The organism is Sediminibacterium sp. (assembly GCF_051861365.1).
Taxonomy (GTDB): Bacteria; Bacteroidota; Bacteroidia; order Chitinophagales; family Chitinophagaceae; genus Sediminibacterium.
In genome coordinates this window covers 24,420-41,618 of sequence record NZ_JBHYCW010000025.1, presented here as the reverse complement: position 1 = coordinate 41,618, position 17,199 = coordinate 24,420, and the positions used below count along the sequence as shown (strand labels likewise).

At 35.6% G+C, this 17,199-nt stretch carries 17 protein-coding genes and 1 tRNA gene; 12 read left to right on the top strand and 6 right to left on the bottom strand.

Features of this window, described 5'->3' with window-relative positions; translation table 11 throughout:
- Nucleotides 1–2 precede the first annotated feature (2 nt).
- On the bottom strand, nucleotides 3–983 hold the full coding sequence (locus ACTIEV_RS11710) for an AAA family ATPase (RefSeq protein ID WP_439516515.1): 981 nt from the start codon (nucleotides 981–983) through the stop codon (nucleotides 3–5).
- A gap of 342 nt (nucleotides 984–1,325) precedes the next feature.
- On the opposite strand from ACTIEV_RS11710, the gene ACTIEV_RS11705 reads away from it, so the two are divergent.
- The 5 genes from ACTIEV_RS11705 (at nucleotide 1,326) to ACTIEV_RS11685 (ending at nucleotide 4,654) form a co-directional block, all read left to right on the top strand.
- A complete protein-coding gene (locus tag ACTIEV_RS11705) occupies nucleotides 1,326–1,655 on the top strand; it encodes a helix-turn-helix domain-containing protein (protein WP_439516514.1) in 330 nt (109 codons plus the stop codon).
- A 161-nt stretch (nucleotides 1,656–1,816) separates the two neighbouring features.
- Nucleotides 1,817–2,743 (top strand): toprim domain-containing protein, encoded by a 927-nt coding sequence (locus tag ACTIEV_RS11700; RefSeq protein ID WP_439516513.1) that lies wholly within the window; start codon nucleotides 1,817–1,819, stop codon nucleotides 2,741–2,743.
- Between the two features lie 105 nt (nucleotides 2,744–2,848).
- A complete protein-coding gene (locus tag ACTIEV_RS11695; RefSeq protein WP_439516512.1) occupies nucleotides 2,849–3,238 on the top strand; it encodes a plasmid mobilization protein in 390 nt (129 codons plus the stop codon).
- The gene (locus ACTIEV_RS11690) at nucleotides 3,235–4,182 is read left to right on the top strand and encodes a relaxase/mobilization nuclease domain-containing protein (protein WP_439516511.1); all 948 of its coding nucleotides are present in this window, start codon (nucleotides 3,235–3,237) and stop codon (nucleotides 4,180–4,182) included. Before ACTIEV_RS11695 ends, ACTIEV_RS11690 begins: the two co-directional genes overlap by 4 nt.
- 13 nt (nucleotides 4,183–4,195) lie before the next feature.
- On the top strand, nucleotides 4,196–4,654 hold the full coding sequence (locus tag ACTIEV_RS11685; RefSeq protein ID WP_439516510.1) for a hypothetical protein: 459 nt from the start codon (nucleotides 4,196–4,198) through the stop codon (nucleotides 4,652–4,654).
- Nucleotides 4,655–4,682: 28 nt separating this feature from the next.
- Here ACTIEV_RS11685 and ACTIEV_RS11680 read toward each other — a convergent pair whose 3' ends face one another.
- Both ACTIEV_RS11680 and ACTIEV_RS11675 read right to left on the bottom strand, forming a co-directional pair.
- On the bottom strand, nucleotides 4,683–5,522 hold the full coding sequence (locus ACTIEV_RS11680; RefSeq protein ID WP_439516509.1) for a HEPN domain-containing protein: 840 nt from the start codon (nucleotides 5,520–5,522) through the stop codon (nucleotides 4,683–4,685).
- Entirely contained in the window at nucleotides 5,509–6,414 is a 906-nt protein-coding gene (locus ACTIEV_RS11675) for a hypothetical protein (protein WP_439516508.1), read from the bottom strand. Before ACTIEV_RS11675 ends, ACTIEV_RS11680 begins: the two co-directional genes overlap by 14 nt.
- A gap of 140 nt (nucleotides 6,415–6,554) precedes the next feature.
- Here ACTIEV_RS11675 and ACTIEV_RS11670 point away from each other — a divergent pair, with 140 nt between their 5' ends.
- The 7 genes from ACTIEV_RS11670 (at nucleotide 6,555) to ACTIEV_RS11640 (ending at nucleotide 13,950) form a co-directional block, all read left to right on the top strand.
- Nucleotides 6,555–6,953 (top strand): helix-turn-helix domain-containing protein, encoded by a 399-nt coding sequence (locus ACTIEV_RS11670; RefSeq protein WP_439516507.1) that lies wholly within the window; start codon nucleotides 6,555–6,557, stop codon nucleotides 6,951–6,953.
- 586 nt (nucleotides 6,954–7,539) lie between these two features.
- Nucleotides 7,540–8,178, top strand: a complete 639-nt coding sequence (locus ACTIEV_RS11665) for a response regulator (protein WP_439516506.1) — start codon at nucleotides 7,540–7,542, stop codon at nucleotides 8,176–8,178.
- A gap of 103 nt (nucleotides 8,179–8,281) precedes the next feature.
- Nucleotides 8,282–8,488 (top strand): hypothetical protein, encoded by a 207-nt coding sequence (locus ACTIEV_RS11660; RefSeq protein ID WP_439516505.1) that lies wholly within the window; start codon nucleotides 8,282–8,284, stop codon nucleotides 8,486–8,488.
- Between the two features lie 33 nt (nucleotides 8,489–8,521).
- On the top strand, nucleotides 8,522–9,805 hold the full coding sequence (locus ACTIEV_RS11655) for a radical SAM protein (protein ID WP_439516504.1): 1,284 nt from the start codon (nucleotides 8,522–8,524) through the stop codon (nucleotides 9,803–9,805).
- 9 nt (nucleotides 9,806–9,814) lie between these two features.
- A complete protein-coding gene (locus ACTIEV_RS11650) occupies nucleotides 9,815–10,648 on the top strand; it encodes a hypothetical protein (RefSeq protein ID WP_439516503.1) in 834 nt (277 codons plus the stop codon).
- Nucleotides 10,649–10,654: 6 nt separating this feature from the next.
- Complete coding sequence (locus ACTIEV_RS11645; protein ID WP_439516502.1) at nucleotides 10,655–11,500, top strand: ABC transporter six-transmembrane domain-containing protein; 846 nt, start codon at nucleotides 10,655–10,657, stop codon at nucleotides 11,498–11,500.
- 20 nt (nucleotides 11,501–11,520) lie between these two features.
- Nucleotides 11,521–13,950: an outer membrane beta-barrel protein gene (locus ACTIEV_RS11640; RefSeq protein WP_439516501.1), complete on the top strand. Its 2,430-nt coding sequence runs from the start codon at nucleotides 11,521–11,523 to the stop codon at nucleotides 13,948–13,950.
- A gap of 126 nt (nucleotides 13,951–14,076) precedes the next feature.
- Here ACTIEV_RS11640 and ACTIEV_RS11635 read toward each other — a convergent pair whose 3' ends face one another.
- The 3 genes from ACTIEV_RS11635 to ACTIEV_RS11625 form a co-directional block, all read right to left on the bottom strand.
- Nucleotides 14,077–15,432: a site-specific integrase gene (locus ACTIEV_RS11635; protein ID WP_439516500.1), complete on the bottom strand. Its 1,356-nt coding sequence runs from the start codon at nucleotides 15,430–15,432 to the stop codon at nucleotides 14,077–14,079.
- A gap of 124 nt (nucleotides 15,433–15,556) precedes the next feature.
- Nucleotides 15,557–15,646 (bottom strand) — tRNA-Ser (locus ACTIEV_RS11630).
- A 395-nt stretch (nucleotides 15,647–16,041) separates the two neighbouring features.
- Nucleotides 16,042–16,809 carry a TatD family hydrolase gene (locus tag ACTIEV_RS11625; RefSeq protein ID WP_322195985.1) on the bottom strand — a complete coding sequence of 256 codons (768 nt, stop codon included), beginning with the start codon at nucleotides 16,807–16,809 and terminating at the stop codon, nucleotides 16,042–16,044.
- Between the last annotated feature and the right edge of the window lie 390 nt (nucleotides 16,810–17,199).

Below are 17,199 nucleotides of genomic sequence, written 5' to 3'. Positions count from 1 at the left end.
GATTAGTAAGGTTGCTTACGCATAAGAGCATAATTGATCAGCTTTTCTTCAGAAGCTTCTTCGGCACCATAAACCAAAAAATCTTTGATCGTGTCTGCACAGATACGATGAATATCTGCATAACTTAATCCATCTGAATGTGCAGCGATACGGTGAAGGTCGAATTTCTTAGAAAGCTTAAAATCGAAAAACTCCTTTTTGAATAATTTGTATATCTCTTCAACCGTGGGGAGGGGGTATTGAATAATATCGTCAAATCGTCTAAATAAAGCTTTGTCTAGCGAATCTGGATAGTTGGTTGCCGCTATGATAAGACTGTTCGAGCTATCTTTTTCAATCTGCATAAGAAACGCATTGAGCACCCGTTTAATTTCTCCCACTTCATTTCCCTGCGAACGGGTGGTCCCGATACTATCAAATTCGTCGAATAAATAAACTGCGCGAAATTGTTTCATAGAATCGAAAATCAGTCTCAGTTTGGCTATTGACTCACCCATATACCTACTAATGAGACCATCAAGACGTATGATAAAAAGAGGAATAGCAAGTTCGCTTGCAAGAACCCTTGCAGACATAGTTTTGCCACATCCTGGTGGACCTATAAAAAGCAGTTTTTTTCTGGGAAACAAGTTATTCTTTCTTAGAATCTCAATTTTCTTTTGTTCGTCAAGAACTCTTTTTAAAGATTTTGATAGGTTTGGGGCAAGGACCATCTCCTTTAATTTTTCAGACGGATGTATAAGCTCGAGCAGATCCCCTAATTCCCTTTGTGAGGCACTTACTGGAAGACTTTTTACAACACCGAGTGCAGTATTTCGCCCTAATTTGGCCTGGTCGATCAATTTTTTCAGCTCCTCGGCAAGCGCAGTATGTCCGCTCCTTGCCTCACCAGCAGCAATCTGCATAGCGGTAGCATAAAAACGGGCTTCATCCGCTTCCCCAAAAGATTTGATCAGGCTCTTAATTTGGTCCGCTGCTGCCATATTGCAAAATTACCGATTATTGGTAAGACTTTCTTCCCACAATATAAACATCCAAAAGTGGTGATTTATTATTTTACGAACGAAAAATATGATAAATAATCATATTTGTAGAGGATATTTTTTATCGGAAAGTATACAGACCACCTAGTTCTCAAAAAAAGCACTTCACTTTCGCGATCTGATTTTTACTTGAGATACTTGACAACCATTAGGCAAGAAACCGAACATAATAGCTCCAATATGCATTGATTGACGTATAAACGTCTCACTTCAAAGTTTAAGTATACTTAGCTTCTTTTCATTTACTAGTTCTAGTAGGTTGCACTCCTAAAATGAATAGTGATGAAAGAAAATGTAAGCAGTAGCATGCAACCAACCCCCATGTTGTTCCCCTATGAACCGGAAAAGTTCTGGCAATCGATTCGACAGATTATCCGAGAAGAAGTGACCCAACTTGAAAAACAAAAAACGGAATCCCCCTCTTATCAAACAGCAGGCATGACCTATAAACCCCTCTATAAAATAGCGGAAGTCTGTGCTTTGTTCAATGTGACCAAACCCACTATATACGACTGGATCCGACATGGCAAACTCAAACCATTTAAAATACGGTCTAGGGTGTTTTTTCTGTGGCAGGATATTCAGCAGTTAATACATCCAGATAACGAATAACCTTAGTTATCATAAATTTTATGTTCTTGCTTTTACTGTTTTTAACAGCATGTAAATGTTATGCCCATTCCATGATAGGAAGAAACAAGTATGAATACTAGACTTTAAAAGCAATGGGATAGGTTTTATCAAATTAAGGTATAAAAAACGAAATGAAGGGTATGAAAAAATTATCGACCAAAGACGCGAAAAAAATAGACTTACTAGACTACCTCTTAAAGTTGGGATATCGACCTCAAAAAGTCAGCAATAATGACTACTGGTACCGTTCACCTTTAAGGGAAGAAAAGACCGCTTCATTTAAAGTGAATAAGCGATTAAATATCTGGTATGATTTTGGGCTTGCAAAAGGAGGGAATGTGATAGACTTTGGCATCCTGTATCACAAATGTTCAGTGAGTGAACTTTTGGATATGCTTACCCGACAAAAAACACTTTCTTTTCACCAGCCAATTTCACTTAAAGCAGAAAGCCCAATTATAGAAGCTGTTGAAAAGGGAAAGATCCATATACAGGATGTGAGAAAACCTATTCAATCAACCGTCTTATTTCATTACTTGAATTCTCGAAAAATTCCTGTAGAAATCGCAAGTCGGTTTTGCAAGGAAATTGACTTCCTTTTATACGACAAAAAATACACCGTAATTGGCTTTCCCAATAGTGCCGGAGGGTATGAATTACGCAGCCCTGATTTTAAAGGGAGCAGTAGCCCCAAAGACATTACCATGTTGGGTAATAATCAAGCTAAAAAGATTTGCGTATTTGAAGGGTTTTTCGACTTCCTTTCTTTCCAAGTTATCCATCATGGCAAACTATCCTTACTGACAAATCAACAGCCCAATTTTCTCGTCTTGAACTCTATTGGCTTTTTAGAAAAAATAAAACCGAGACTTGAACAATTCCAATCGGTCTACCTATTCCTAGATCGGGATAAAATGGGATTGGCAACTACTCAACAGCTGTTGCAGCTGAGTAGTCGATACAAAGATGAAAGTCTGCTTTACAGTAAGCACAAGGATTTGAATGAATACCTGATCAAAGAATATGAAATCAATAGACCATCTCAAAGGCTAGGGAGACGACTGTAAAATTGTAGGAGCCAGCTATGTTTCGGTTAAACCGAAACGCTGGCTTTACTCATCCGCCAGAGGCGGATTCATAAAGGTGATACTTGAAATTTTAAAACAGAAGTGATGAGTACAGATACCGTGAGACAAAACGCTAACAAAAATAAAGGAGGAAGACCTGCCAAGCCTATTAAGCGTAATCAACTCCTTGGCGTAAAATGTTCCATTTTAGAAAAGAAAACGATTCAGATAAAAGCAAAATTCACTGGCTTAACCGTTTCTGAATTCTTAAGAAATCTTGGACTGTCCTGCAAAGTTGACAGACCAAAAATCATCCTCCCCAAAGAGATTTTACTGTTTACAGGAACGCTTAATCACCTTGCTGCCAACATGAATCAAATCGCAAAAAAAAGAAACCAATTGGATGAATTAAATGCACTCGAAAGAGCACAATTACAACAGCTAAGCACCATGGTAAAACAGCTTGCTTTAGATATCAAAAATCACCTGAAATGATCGGTAAAATTATCATTGGAAAATCCTTTCGTGGATGCATCAATTACGTACTTGAAAATAAGCTGCGTGGTGACCTTGAATTACCCACTCAAAAACGAGCAGAATTGATCCACTATAACCAGTGTTTTGGAGATCACAAAGAGCTTATCAAACAGTTCAATGAAGTGCGCGCATTGAATCCCAAATTGGCTAAACCAGTCATGCACGTAATTTTAAGTTTATCCCCCGGTGAAAAACCAGAAAATGCTACCCTTATAGCGATCGCAGAAGACTGCTCTCGAGCCTTAGGATTTGAAAAGAACCAGTACATCGCTGTAACACATAACGACACTAATCACATGCATTTGCATATGGTGGTGAATCGAATTGGCTTTGATGGGAAGACGCTCATCGATAGCAATAACTATAAAAAAATGGCAGCATACTGTCGTCAAATGGAGGAAAAATATAAGCTCCGGCAGGTGTTAAGTCCTAAAACTTTCCTCCCAAAAAATAGCCACACCATTCCTCGTTTAGATAGTCGAAAAGAATCCATGAAAACTGACATCCGAATTTCATTATTGCAAGCCAAATCTTATCCTGATTTTGAAAGCTTAATGCGTTCAAAAAGATATGAACTAATTAAAGGCAGAGGTATTGCTTTTCGGGACTCAAAAAAGATGTACGTAAAGGGAAGTGACTTAGGTTATTCTTTAGCTACCATTGAAAAAATATTACAACAAACACATGCTCTAAAGCAACTCACTATACGCCAACAGATTCAAAAAGAATATGGGCTTCGAAAAGAACCTAAAATATCTCAGTCAAACGCAGCCATAGAAATGATACAGTCCAACCCTTCAAAGCATGATTCTATTCTTGAAATTTTATTGCGTCCTGAAAAAGATAATGATTACACTCCTCATCAGCTAATGCAGAAAAGACGTTCCTTATCTCAACACTAATAGTTTAAATTATATGGAAAAAGAAATCATTGAAACTGTCCTCATTGAAATATTGGACGAGCAGAAACAAACGAATCTTTTGATAGAAAATAACAACAAATTGTTGCAAAATTTTGACGAAAAATTAAAGAAGCAACAGGATATACATAAAGATGCTATTCTTACAAGATTAAACTCGATCACACAGCAATTGTCGAGTCATTCAAAACCTGTAAAAAGAGAGTTCAGAATCTTACTTTTCCCGGAACAAGGAACAGTCAATTATTATAAGGTTGTTTTCGGACGAATTTTCTTTTGGTTGGTAATGCTATGTATTGCCAAATATGCTTATCTATTGGGAGATAAATGGGTGTCAAAAAACCTAGAAATAAACAAGTACCAAAGGGCATGGGAAACCTATTATTTGAAGCAAAATAAAAAGGGACAAAAAGCCATGGAAGAGATATTAAACGAACCATTAAATGATCAATGAACTATGGTAGGTGTCAGAAATATTGTCCCTACTTTTTACCCCATTCCTCGAGAATTACGATGAGTAATTTGACCCTTTCTGTAAGAATCAGCAGATCCTGATATTTCACTGTATAATCGTCTTTGTAACGGCTATCGATATAAGCTTTTTGAAGTAGTGTAAAGAGCCTTTTTTCTGACTCTGTATACATGGGAAATACCTCATGTACCTTCCCATTCACCCAACTTGCATATCGCAACAATCGTTCGATATTGTGCGAACAACAATAGTAACCCATCCCTATTTTAATCATCGTTCCTAGAGCCTGTTCTGTTGCCTGATGTAGCATCAATAAAGCGAGTGAATATTGTTTTCTGATCCCATAAAGATCAGCCCCGGCCAAAAATTCTTGGGCCTTCGAAAAACCTGCTCGGTACTGCCTTTCTATCGTTGAACTTTCATCACTTGGATCATATTCACTTATGGGGGAAAACAATATGTTTTTAGGGTTGTAGATCACTGTTCCTGACTGAGCCACAAGTCGCGCAAAACGGTGATCTGTTTTCAGCCAGTGATGGAACGTGGCTGTCTCTAGAACAATGCAAGTAACCGGTACAGCAGGAGAACAAACCTGTTCAATTTGATCCTGCCAGTGAATGCTTGATTTTTGATGTAAACTACTTGCCAATACAAGAATAAAATAATCAGCCCCTAGCTCCGTCTCATATCCCGAAGGGCAGAACAGGCTCTTACTCATTTTCTTGTTCAAAGCGGATCCTAACAAGTAGATAATATCAGGTTGGATGACTTTTTCGATTAGCGAAATCAGCTGTTTCAAATCCAGAGACTGCCGATCCCTATCCAATAGATTGTTGTTATTTATTTCCATGATCGTTGGGATTTACAAAAGCTCTTACATGAATTAAGTGACAGGCTTCGAGCATCTTTTGTAAGCATTCTGAAATTCGAATCAATTCAAGATGAACTCCCATTTCAGCAAGACTATTTGCCGCAAGTGCATTGTTCAATAGGTAATGCAAAATCTCTTTCCATTCTTTTAATGATTGCTCTTTGGTTATCTTTCTGAGTGCTTTATAGGGATCACGGTACTCTTTGGCACTAAGCCAGTGTGGAACATACTCCCAAGGATTGGGTTTGTCATAGTTTCCGCAATACAGATGATATTGAGTGAGATCAGGATTGCAAGTTGATTTGGGCAACACTACCTGCTGAATTATATCATCATTACTTGTCAGGTCATAGATTGCTGATAATAACTGATGAAAATGATCAAAAAAGAACAAAAGATCATTGGGTGTTGATTTATTCCAGATATGCTCGCTTTCAGCAGCTTGAAGGGTGGACAATAGATAGCCTCTGGCTTGAGGAAGCGTAAAAGATTCAAAAAAATCATGGATCATCTTGTATTGCGCACTTTCAATATCGCTTTCTTGCTGGATGAGCTGGTTACTAGCTGTATTGTCATTACCAATTTTATAACTTTTCGTTTTTGCTTCTTGATGAATCAACCATGCCGCTTCAATCAGTTTTTCTACGTCATCCTGCGTAGTAACATGACTTGGCGCATCGTTATCATCCATACAAATCGCATCAAATACCATTTCTTTCAAACAAGCCCGGATTTGTGGAAGCGTATAGCATTCGAAAAAATGACCAATCACACTCAGGGGAGCTTCTATTTCAGCTACGGTAAGCCTTAATGGTTGGTAATGCCACTCGGGATATTGGGTCATGATCTGCTGTTTCAATCGCTCATTCATGGGTGTACGTTTTAACCCAAGTTCTCAAGTGCACGTTGACTATCCTATCTGCTAAGTAGGTATTTTAGCTAAAAGAGGGGTATTTACCCCGGTATTTTACCTGTCGATCTTTTAGTATATTTGTTGAAACGATTTAGACCATGGAAAAGACAATACATCAAGGACGAAATGTAAAGCGTTTTAGGGAAATGCTGGGTGTCAAACAAGAAGCCTTGGCGCTTGAACTAGGAGATGATTGGAACCAGCGTAAGATTTCTTTGTTGGAGCAGAAAGAACTAATTGAGGAAGAATTATTGTCGCAAGTGGCTAAAGTGTTGAAAGTACCAGTAGATGCAATAAAGAACTTTGATGAAGATGCAGCAATAAACATTGTTTCGAACACATTTACTGACTTTAGAGACAATGCCTCTGCGATTAATAATAATTGTGTGCTAAATTTTAACCCAATAGATAAAATTGTTGAACTCTACGAAGCATTAGTGAAAAGTGAGAAAGAAAAAATTGAGTTAATGCAGAAAATTTTAGATAAAATGGGGTAATTAATAGATTCAGAATCAATTGATGCGGGTGTATCCCCTTTAAATTAATTCACAATATATCATTTTTTTTACGAGCTTTACTATTAAGACGCATGAGAAAATAAAAAATTATAAACTCATTGCTATAACAAATATTTCCCCCTACTATTTCTATATAGCAATTAACTAGACTGATTGTGTATGATTACAATCGGGTTAATTGACAATTATGATTTAATTAGAACTTATTTAAGAAGGACAATATCCATATTGAAGTTATTTCAATTTCGATAGAGCCGAATTACGGTTAAGAACTTCTATTAAATCTCGAGTTAGCACGATTTCCCCGATTTCATCATTGCGATTACCCTATGCCTATACTTAATAGAATGTGAGTAATTGATCAAATGGAGGCAATCACCCATTGGGTTAATTATCATTTTGTAAATATGGCTCAGTTGCACAAAGCAAATATGGGTTTCCATATTATCTAATAAGGAAGTGGCAGGTAGCATATTTATTGAGCTAAGCTATTCTGCAAAACAGTAGAAGTTTAAGTATTGTATAAAGAACCTGTAGAATTAAATTTCGCAACACCTTTTTGACTATGACAAAAATCATGATTTGTGACGACCATCCCATATTCCGAAAGGGCTTGATTAAGATTCTAGAAAACAATGACAAGTTATCTGTGATTTTTGAAGCCAGTAGTGGAAATGAAGTGATCACCGCTTTAGAAAATGGAATCCAACCTGATATCCTTCTATTTGACATTCATATGCCACTTGGGATTAACGGATATCAATTGGCCAAATATGTTGGAAGAAAATTCTCGCAAATTAAAATGGTGTGTATTTCATTTTTTGCAGAAAAAATTAACATTGATTCAATGTATCGCTTAGGGGTTGTTGCATTTATTTCCAAAGACGATATTTCAGAGAAGTTATTCGGTGTTATAAATCGACTAAATGAAGATAATTCTTATAACGATACCATCGGATTGAAAAATGCTGACAAGCAAAACAATAATCAGAAAAACACAATATCGATTCTCGATTTGACAGCTAGAGAACTGGAAGCTGCTATTCTAATGAGTAGCGATAAGCCGTATAAGGAAATTGCTTCTCAAATGAAGATATCACCAAATACACTTGAAAATATAAGAGTAAGAATTTTCAGGAAAACAAATACAAAATCTAGAACTGATTTAGCAATTCTGCTATTAAAGGCAGGGCTACTAACCTAGATATACTATAGGGTGGAAAATCACCCCCGTATGTATAATAGACGGTAAAGCATATATAATATATTTATTAAGTAAACATTTTTTTTAATTCAAATCTGTTAAAATGAAAAAAGGTTTTTCAGCTAACCCTGAAAGAAGTAAAGCAATTGCTTCTGCTGTTAGTAAATTAAGAGAAGGGAATATCGATCTCTCTTCTTATGCTGATGGTCAAGGTGCTCCAACCTCAACTCAACAGTACTCACAAAGCACATTTGTACAGTACATCAGGTATGAGAAGACAATTGATCCAATGGATCCTATTGGGGGTTAATTATTAATTAAAAGGCATTATATAATACATATAATGCCTTTCATTCCATTTCAATCTATGCGAATTTCAAATGTAATTGTAAAAACAGCCAGCAGATGTAACTTGAATTGCACGTATTGTTATATGTACAATCAAGGTGATGAAACATTTTTGAAACAGCCAAAGTTTATGTCTTACGACACAATAGAATCAATGGCTCAAAAGATTTCAGATCATTGTGTCGAACATAACTTGCAATATTTCGAAATAACTTTTCATGGGGGTGAGCCATTGTTAGCACCTCCAGAACTTTATAGATTTTTAGTGGCTAAATGTAAGGCTATCATACCTGATAGTGTGAAACTTGGATTTTCGATGCAAACGAACGGAACTCTATTAGATGATGAATGGTGTAAACTTTTTAAAGAATTAAAGATTAAAGTTGGGTTTAGCATGGATGGGACAAGAGATGCCCATGATATGTATAGAGTTGACCATAAAGGGAGAGGGTCATATGAAAAGGTCGTTAAGGGCATTAAAATATATCAAAAAAATAACCCAAAATCAGGCGGTGTTTTAAGTGTTTTAAATATTGAAGAAGACCCAATTGAAATTTATGAAAATCTAAAATCTCTAAATATACCTTCTTATGGAATTCTACTACCAGATGTTAATTATTTAACAGCGGTTAAAAACAACTTTGATTTAGAAAATGATCCTATTCGGATGGCCGATTGGTTCATTAGACTTTTTGATCATTGGTACAACGATCAAGATACCAACAAACCCAACATAAGAAATTTTATAAACTTAATTGATCTTATCATTGGACGTACAGATCAAGGAACTGAAGCAACCGGAATAGGTAAAAACGATGTTTTGGTTATAGAAACTGATGGAGGATTAGAAGCCACAGATCCATTAAAAACCTGTGGGCATGGATTCACTAAGGATGGATTAAATATTAAGACCCATTCCATTAGCGACGCCTTGAATAGTAGGCTAATTAGATTGTATCAAAATAGCCACTATGCACTTACTAAAAAATGTCGTGTTTGTCCTATTTTAAATGTATGTGGTGGCGGATACTTGCCTCACAGATATCATCCACTTTCAGGGTTTAATAACACGACAGTGTATTGCGATGGCTTAATTAAACTCATAACACATATCCAAAACAGGATTATTGATTTATTGCCAGTAGCTTGTATTGATGAATTACAAATTGAAAAATATTCAGAAATTGATGTAAGGACTGCTATTAATTTAAATTTATCAAAAGCAGAACTTGAAGACCCAGAACTTGATGAATTGCTCGAATCTTTCAAAGTAAATTAGACAAACAATATGAGTTCTAAAAGAGTTAAAATCTATGTTGAAGAGCTTTTGGCTGAAGATAAAAGGATTGCTGTAAGTGCTGGTACTATGTTGGGAAATACTACCTATTATTGTGAAAATTCTTTTATACCTAAAGAACCATGGACTGAAATATCGAACGGCGAGTATAAGCGATTACTTTTAACCCGTGATCAAATTAAAGATCGAGATACTGTCGGAGTATTTAAAATACCTAACGATATTTTAAATAAGGCTAAACAAATAGGCATTGACAAATTATCTAATCAAAACCAAATCGCCCCGCTTTTTTTAAAGGAGAAAGAGTTGCTTGTTGATTTTAATGAATCCATTAATGATTTTCTACATTCAATTGCCATAAGAAAATGGCGAAAGCTTCATGGTCTGTTTGTTTCATCGCCAATTTCAGAACAAACTGTTGCTAAAGTTAGTACGGATTCTAAACTTATGGGTCTGCATATTGATAACACATTAAGTTTCGAAGTGACTAGTTTGGGAAGATCCCCCAATCGGATATGTTTTAATTTTGGAGAGGAAGATCGTTACTTATTATTTGTTGATCTTACCATCAATAGCATTTTAAACTTGCTAGAAGCAAAAGGAATACGAATAACTTCAAAAAATGGACAGAGAATTAGTGAGGCACAGATCACAGAATTATTTTTTAGAAATTTCCCAGACTACCCAGTTATAAAAGTCAAAGTTAAAAAAGGGGAATTATATATAGCTCCCACCGATAACATAATACACGATGGGGCTCATTATGGCAAGCAAAAGCCTGACATCTGTCTTGTCGTATTGGGATATTTTAGACCCTTTATTTAAAAGCCTGTGATTCGACAAAACAACCTCCTAAGTTCAGCTATAAAAGGAAGTAGTACTATTTTAATTCTAGTATACTGTTTTCTCTTATTTGAAATTATAAATATACTTTCAATGCCCTTCGTATTGGGCAAAGCTATTAACGGTATGCTATCACAGCATTTTTTTTGGGCATATTTTTTTGTATTGCAATATGCTTTAAATGGAGTTGTAGTAACACTAAGAAGACAGGTAGATACAAAATTGTTTACAAAGATTCACAACAAGCTGATATTCCAGGTCATTAGTCAATATAAAAATAATCAAACTGGGTATTCTGAAACCGTTGCCCGTGTAAGTTTACTCTACGGGGTCGTATCTTTCTTTGAAACAGATATTCCAAGCCTAGTGAAAGCCTCTATACAAATAGTTGGCGCATCATTAATGATAATCTATTATTCGAAATTACTATTTTTATTATGCTTGTTTTTTTTACTTCCACTCATCTTAATTAACATTCATTTTTCGAAAAGATTAGCTAAGATTACGAAACAGCTTAATAATAATATTGAGGAGCAAGCAGAAATTATAAAGAATGGAAGTATTTCTGAGATTCAACAGTACTTTGAAGTTAATCGTCAATCTAGAATTAAACAATCAAATTTAGATGCATTTAATTTTGCAAAAATGGAAATTCTTAGTGTAGTTATCATAGGTTTTGCTGTATACGTATTGTCCATTTCTCACGTAAAGTCTCCAGGCGATATATATGCTATTCTTGCCTACACTATCAAATATTCTTCTGGTTTTGATATTATGCCGCAACTAATTGATAAAGTTGTTTTTATTAAAGATCTACAGAAACGATTGTTATAACAACTCAGAACTAGCAATAAATGAAAAAAATAAACTTTATTTTAATATTATTTTTTTGGATTAATTGTTTGAATTCAGTTACTGGCCAAGGTAATCATATTATTACAGGTACTATAGTTGATGAAGACTCTATACCGGTAAGTCTAGCAACCATTTCAATTTATCCAAAGAAAGATAGTTTAAAATTAATATCACTCCAAACAGATGGGAAAGGTAAATTCAAATATATCTTTCCAGCCGGTTTTTACCACCTTACTGTTACACATCTCAATTATTATCCTTATAGTGAAGACATTGAAATTAACAGGTCAAGAGATATACTAATTATTGTAAAAAATATTATTAGCAAATTACCCGATGTTGTGGTTAAAGCAGAGGATAAGTTAATAACCCAAAAAGCTGATAGACTAATCTATAATGTTGAAAAGGCGATTCATTTAAGTGGGAGCACTTTGTGGGAAGTCTTAAAAAAAGTTCCAACTGTTAGAATTGATTTTAGAAATAGAATTTCTGTTAATGGACAAGGTGCAATGGTTATGATTGACGATAGGATGATTCGGCTATCGAATGAAGAGCTTGAGTCTATGCTTCAAGGTCTGTCCTCGGATAACATCATTAGTATTGAAGTGATTCCTATCCCACCATCTAAATATGATGCCCAAGGCGGTGCATTAATAAATATTGTAACCAAAAAAAAGCTTGCTGAAGGAATTAAAGGTACTATTCGTTCTGGCTTTTCCCAAGCTGAGTTTTCAAAATGGAATATTGGTACAGATTTATATATCAAGAAAAAGAAATTACAAACAAGTACGAGTTTAACACTTCGAGGCGGGAAAGCATTTGCTGATATTACTGATTATATTGATTATTTGGGTACATCTAATCAACTTATTTCTAAGTGGAATATTTCAAATATTAGAACTCGAGAGACATTGATGCCAAGTGTAAGAGTGGATGGTACATTTGAAATTGACTCACTTAAATCCCTCACTTTTTCAATGCTTAGCACTTATAATAATATTATAGAAGGATCTAGGGTGTCCAATACTTTGGTTTCAAACTCTCAATTAATCCTAGATTCTACAATGAGAAGTATTAATTCTTCCAATGGTTTTGAAGCGACCAATAACATCACATTGGGATATAATCAAAAATCGAATTCTAATGGTGGCGTCATTTCTGGGGAAATTGATTATTTAAACTTTAATAATCAACCAAATCAATTACTTAATAATAGGGTGTTCGACAAAGCAGGAATACAAATTAATGAATCACAACTAAAGCAGTATTCTATTCAAAAAATTGGTCTTCTTTCAGGAAAATTAGATGTTTTTCAACCTTTAAAAAATGGGAGCACGCTTGAGTATGGTTTGAAATTGGTCACTATAAAAACCAACAACAATCTCCAATCATTCATTTTTAATGCAGGTCTATTTGAACCTGACGTACTTCGAAGTAATGAATTTACCTATACTGAACGAATTGCTGCTGGCTATATTAGTTTTTCTAAAAGCTATAAAAATTTTGGTTTAAAAGGAGGCTTTAGAATAGAGCAAACTAATACCAATGGGGTTTCATCTACTTTATCAGCCGTTAATCGGAATTCTTATATCAATATATTTCCTTCCTTATTCATGAATTATAGAGCTGGGCAAGACTTGAATATAAATTTTGCTTTTTCCCGACGTATCGAAAGACCTAGTTTTTGGCGATTAAACCCTTTCGAATATTTTGTTACTCCTTATACGTCAATGAAGGGTAATCCATACTTAAGACCAGCTTACCCGTTACAGTTACAATTATCCCTGCTGTATAAGCAAAGAACATCGCTTTCTTTTTTTTACTTTAATACTGCAAATTTTTTTACAAATATTACCAATCAATCAAACGATAGCAAAACCCTACAAGACATTCAAGTAAATTTAAATAGAAGTATCAGTTATGGATTCAATTTACTAACTCCTATAACAGTTGTAAAAGATTTTTATACGGTTGATGCTTTATTGCAAGGTCAATTTCAAGATGAAAGCTCTTCTTATTTGGATAGTAGCTTTCGTAATCGAAACTTCAACTTATATTCTTCTATTACCAATCGATTGGTACTTTCTAAGCAAAAAGATATTCGAGCTGAATTTACCTTTTGGCATACCAGCCCTACGGTGCAAGGAATTTTCTCAGTGAAGGGGCAATCGGATTTATCAGCCTCTCTTCGATTCCCAATTTTAAAGAGGAATGGGACTTTGGCTTTTTCATTTGGCGACATCTTCAGAACGCAACGTTACATCATTGATGTAAACTACCGCAATCAAAGAAACGGGTTTATAGAAAGAAGAGATACCAAATTTGGAGCTGTTTCTGTAATTTACCGATTCGGGAATAAGCGAACTTTTAAACCAAAAAGTAAGAAAGATTCAGGAATTGAAGACGAAACAAGAAGATTAAAATCTTGAACTACTGTATCAACTCTAACTTAGTAGATATACTTTTAAATCAATAGTGTATATCGAAAGTACAATCGATTTATTATACAGCTAGTTTCCCATTATTTATAGCCAGCTAAAAATGCAAAATCAAGCTTAGTTAATTAGTTTATCCCTTAACCGTTTCATATCCGCGCTGATTTTAATATCTAAAATTTTAGCATAATGCTGTGTCGTCTTCAAATTTCGATGTCCTAACATCTTCGAAACAGTCTCAATTGGCACACCATTACTCAAGGTAACAGTTGTAGCAAATGTGTGCCTAGCAATATGAAAGGTCAGGGTTTTATGAATTTTGCAGAGATCAGCAATCTCCTTTAGATAAGCATTCATTTTTTGGTTGCTTAAGATAGGAAGTAACCTGTCTTGTAATAAACATTGAGGGTTATTGGCATACTGATCTATTATCTTTAGAGCCGGAGGCAATAACGGTATTTTAGCCGTAATGTCTGTTTTTTGACGCCGACTCACCACCCATTTTTCACCATCCACACCAATAATGATTTCGCTTCGCCTTAGTTTTTGAACGTCCGCATAAGCCAGCCCAGTGTAACAACTGAACAAAAAAATATCTCTTACTAAGTTGAGTCTTTCTACAGAGAATTGTTTGGATGATAATGCTTGTAATTCATATTCAGTTAAGACAACTCTTTCAACTTCTCTTTTAGTCATTTTGAATCCCAGAAAGGGATCTCTTTGCAGCCACCCGTTTAATAAACAACGATTCACAATTTTTCGAAAATTGCTCAAGTACTTCATAGATGTATTGTGATCACATTTACGAACACTCTTAAACCAGAATTCATATTCAGAGATAAATTCATAATCGAGTTTATTAATATCGATATCAGATACTTTATACTTGCATTCCAAGAAGGATTGTGTATGTCTAAAGGAGGTAATGTATCGTTCTAGCGTTCCTGGAGCATATTCTTTTCCGACAAGTTGTGACATTTGATCGTTGTGGTGTTTGAAAATTTGCATTAACATGTATTTTTGGGTACTGATCTCTTGTCCCAATAGAACCTTTTTAATGTTTTCAGCTGTTACAGGATGATCGTTTTGTTCTAATTGTTTACGAGCTTCATATACTTTTCTTTGTAAAACATCCAAATAAGAATTCAAAGATTTAGCTTGTTCTGTCTTCCCATCCATTCTTCCTGCATTTGTATTCCAAGAGTTCGAATCGCATTTTCTTTTGAGAGAAATGTCACAAGCAACCCCATTTACTGTTACCCGTAAATAAACAGGACGCTCATTTCCATTGAGTTTTTTTGATTTTTTGAGGTAAAAAAACAACCCAAAACTTTTTTCCATTTTACGCACTTTAAAGGATGATAAAATTACGTTTATCGTACACCTAGAATCAATAGTTGCTTTCTTATAAAGTGTTAATAAAGAATGACTTGCGTAAGTTTTAGTGCGTCTTTTGTAAAATGGAGTGAACTCCACGATTTACGCGCTCAACTAGGGTCGTAAAATGGGATAAAATAGGGTAATGCTAAAAAGCAAAAAGCCCGCAAACACTTGATTTTGCAGGCTTTTTTACCTTTAGTTTATCTTATTAAATTGATTCTGGCAGAGAGGAAGGGATTCGAACCCTCGATACGGTTTCCCGTATACACACTTTCCAGGCGTGCTCCTTCAACCACTCGGACACCTCTCTGTTTATTTATTTTATATAAAGAACTAGGTTTTTGCACAGAGATGGGATTCGAATGCCGACGCTTGCGGTCGGCACCGAGACATCCGCTGTGGCGAATCGTCTCGGCCCTCGATACGGTTTCCCGTATACACACTTTCCAGGCGTGCTCCTTCAATCCGCCTAGGCGGAACACCTCTCTGTTTATTTATTTTATATAAAGAACTAGGTTTTTGCACAGAGATGGGATTCGAATGCCGACGCTTGCGGTCGGCACCGAGACATCCGCTGTGGCGAATCGTCTCGGCCCTCGATACGGTTTCCCGTATACACACTTTCCAGGCGTGCTCCTTCAATCCGCCTAGGCGGAACACCTCTCTGTTTATTTTTTAAGGACTGCAAAAATAGCGCTTAACCACTCAGTTTCCGAATATTTTTTGAGCATTTGCAGTTGTAATCGATGCAACTTCTTCTAAAGAGACTTTTTTTACTTCGGTCAATTTGATGGCTATTTCGAGAAGATAACTGCTTTCATTTCTTTTACCCCGATACGGAACAGGGCTTAAATAAGGAGCATCCGTTTCCAATACTAGGTGTTCCAAGCCGATACCTTCTAAAGCAGTTGGAAGACCTGCATTTTTATAGGTCAATACACCCCCAATACCCAATAGGAAACCCATTTGAATGATTTGAATGGCCGATTCATGGCTTCCACTAAAACAATGAAAAATGCCCTTTAATCCCTTTTTTGAATAGGGTTTTACCATATCAATGGTTTCCTGCATGGCATTACGGGTATGAATCACAATGGGCTTATTCTTGGCTAATGCCCAGCTCATTTGTAGATCGAATGCTTTTTTCTGCTCAGCAGCAAAGGTTTTATCCCAATAAAAATCAAGACCTATTTCTCCAACAGCTACAAAATCTCTTTTGTTTAACCAATCCTGCACAATAGCGAGTTCGTTATCTACATTTTCTTTCACAGAGCAAGGATGAAGCCCCATCATCGCAAAACATACATTGGGATAAGTAAGTTCCAAATCCAACATGGCAGGTATCACTTCACTGTCAATGGCAGGTAAATAAAACTTTTGCACCCCAACTTTTCGAGCTCTTTCAATAACATCGGGTATTTCTTCTCCAAATTCTGTGGAATACAAGTGACAGTGTGTATCTATCAGCATCATTGAACAAAATTCATGATAAATACTGATTACACCACTGTATTTAAAAAAAAAATCATCTGTATAAAATAAACAGACAATGTGCTGCGTTATTAGTCTCGTATCCCGTGAGGCGAAATCAACAGGCGATGTAAAAGATTCATCCCGATTTAATCGGGAAAAGATTGTTTTCATAGGGTACGGATTAAAAGCAGAGCCGAAGTTTCTACTTCGGCTATTTTTTTTGATTAGCAGAGAGAGTATAGTTGACAGTTGTAAGTTGATAGTTGACGGAAAGAAAGCAGTTATGTACCTTTATAAATACTTTTTAGACATCAGACATCAGACATCAGACATCAGACATCAGACATCAGACATCAGACATCAGACATCAGACATCAGACATCAGACATC

Coding starts and splice junctions, on each gene's coding strand:
- ACTIEV_RS11685 (WP_439516510.1), top strand. CDS start 4,196: ATGGAAAAAGAAATCATTGAAACTGTCCTCATTGAAATATTGGACGAG.
- ACTIEV_RS11690 (WP_439516511.1), top strand. CDS start 3,235: ATGATCGGTAAAATTATCATTGGAAAATCCTTTCGTGGATGCATCAAT.
- ACTIEV_RS11665 (WP_439516506.1), top strand. CDS start 7,540: ATGACAAAAATCATGATTTGTGACGACCATCCCATATTCCGAAAGGGC.
- ACTIEV_RS11705 (WP_439516514.1), top strand. CDS start 1,326: ATGAAAGAAAATGTAAGCAGTAGCATGCAACCAACCCCCATGTTGTTC.
- ACTIEV_RS11655 (WP_439516504.1), top strand. CDS start 8,522: ATGCCTTTCATTCCATTTCAATCTATGCGAATTTCAAATGTAATTGTA.
- ACTIEV_RS11700 (WP_439516513.1), top strand. CDS start 1,817: ATGAAAAAATTATCGACCAAAGACGCGAAAAAAATAGACTTACTAGAC.
- ACTIEV_RS11625 (WP_322195985.1), bottom strand. CDS start 16,809: ATGATGCTGATAGATACACACTGTCACTTGTATTCCACAGAATTTGGA.
- ACTIEV_RS11670 (WP_439516507.1), top strand. CDS start 6,555: ATGGAAAAGACAATACATCAAGGACGAAATGTAAAGCGTTTTAGGGAA.
- ACTIEV_RS11640 (WP_439516501.1), top strand. CDS start 11,521: ATGAAAAAAATAAACTTTATTTTAATATTATTTTTTTGGATTAATTGT.
- ACTIEV_RS11695 (WP_439516512.1), top strand. CDS start 2,849: ATGAGTACAGATACCGTGAGACAAAACGCTAACAAAAATAAAGGAGGA.
- ACTIEV_RS11680 (WP_439516509.1), bottom strand. CDS start 5,522: ATGGAAATAAATAACAACAATCTATTGGATAGGGATCGGCAGTCTCTG.
- ACTIEV_RS11650 (WP_439516503.1), top strand. CDS start 9,815: ATGAGTTCTAAAAGAGTTAAAATCTATGTTGAAGAGCTTTTGGCTGAA.
- ACTIEV_RS11710 (WP_439516515.1), bottom strand. CDS start 983: ATGGCAGCAGCGGACCAAATTAAGAGCCTGATCAAATCTTTTGGGGAA.
- ACTIEV_RS11660 (WP_439516505.1), top strand. CDS start 8,282: ATGAAAAAAGGTTTTTCAGCTAACCCTGAAAGAAGTAAAGCAATTGCT.
- ACTIEV_RS11675 (WP_439516508.1), bottom strand. CDS start 6,414: ATGAATGAGCGATTGAAACAGCAGATCATGACCCAATATCCCGAGTGG.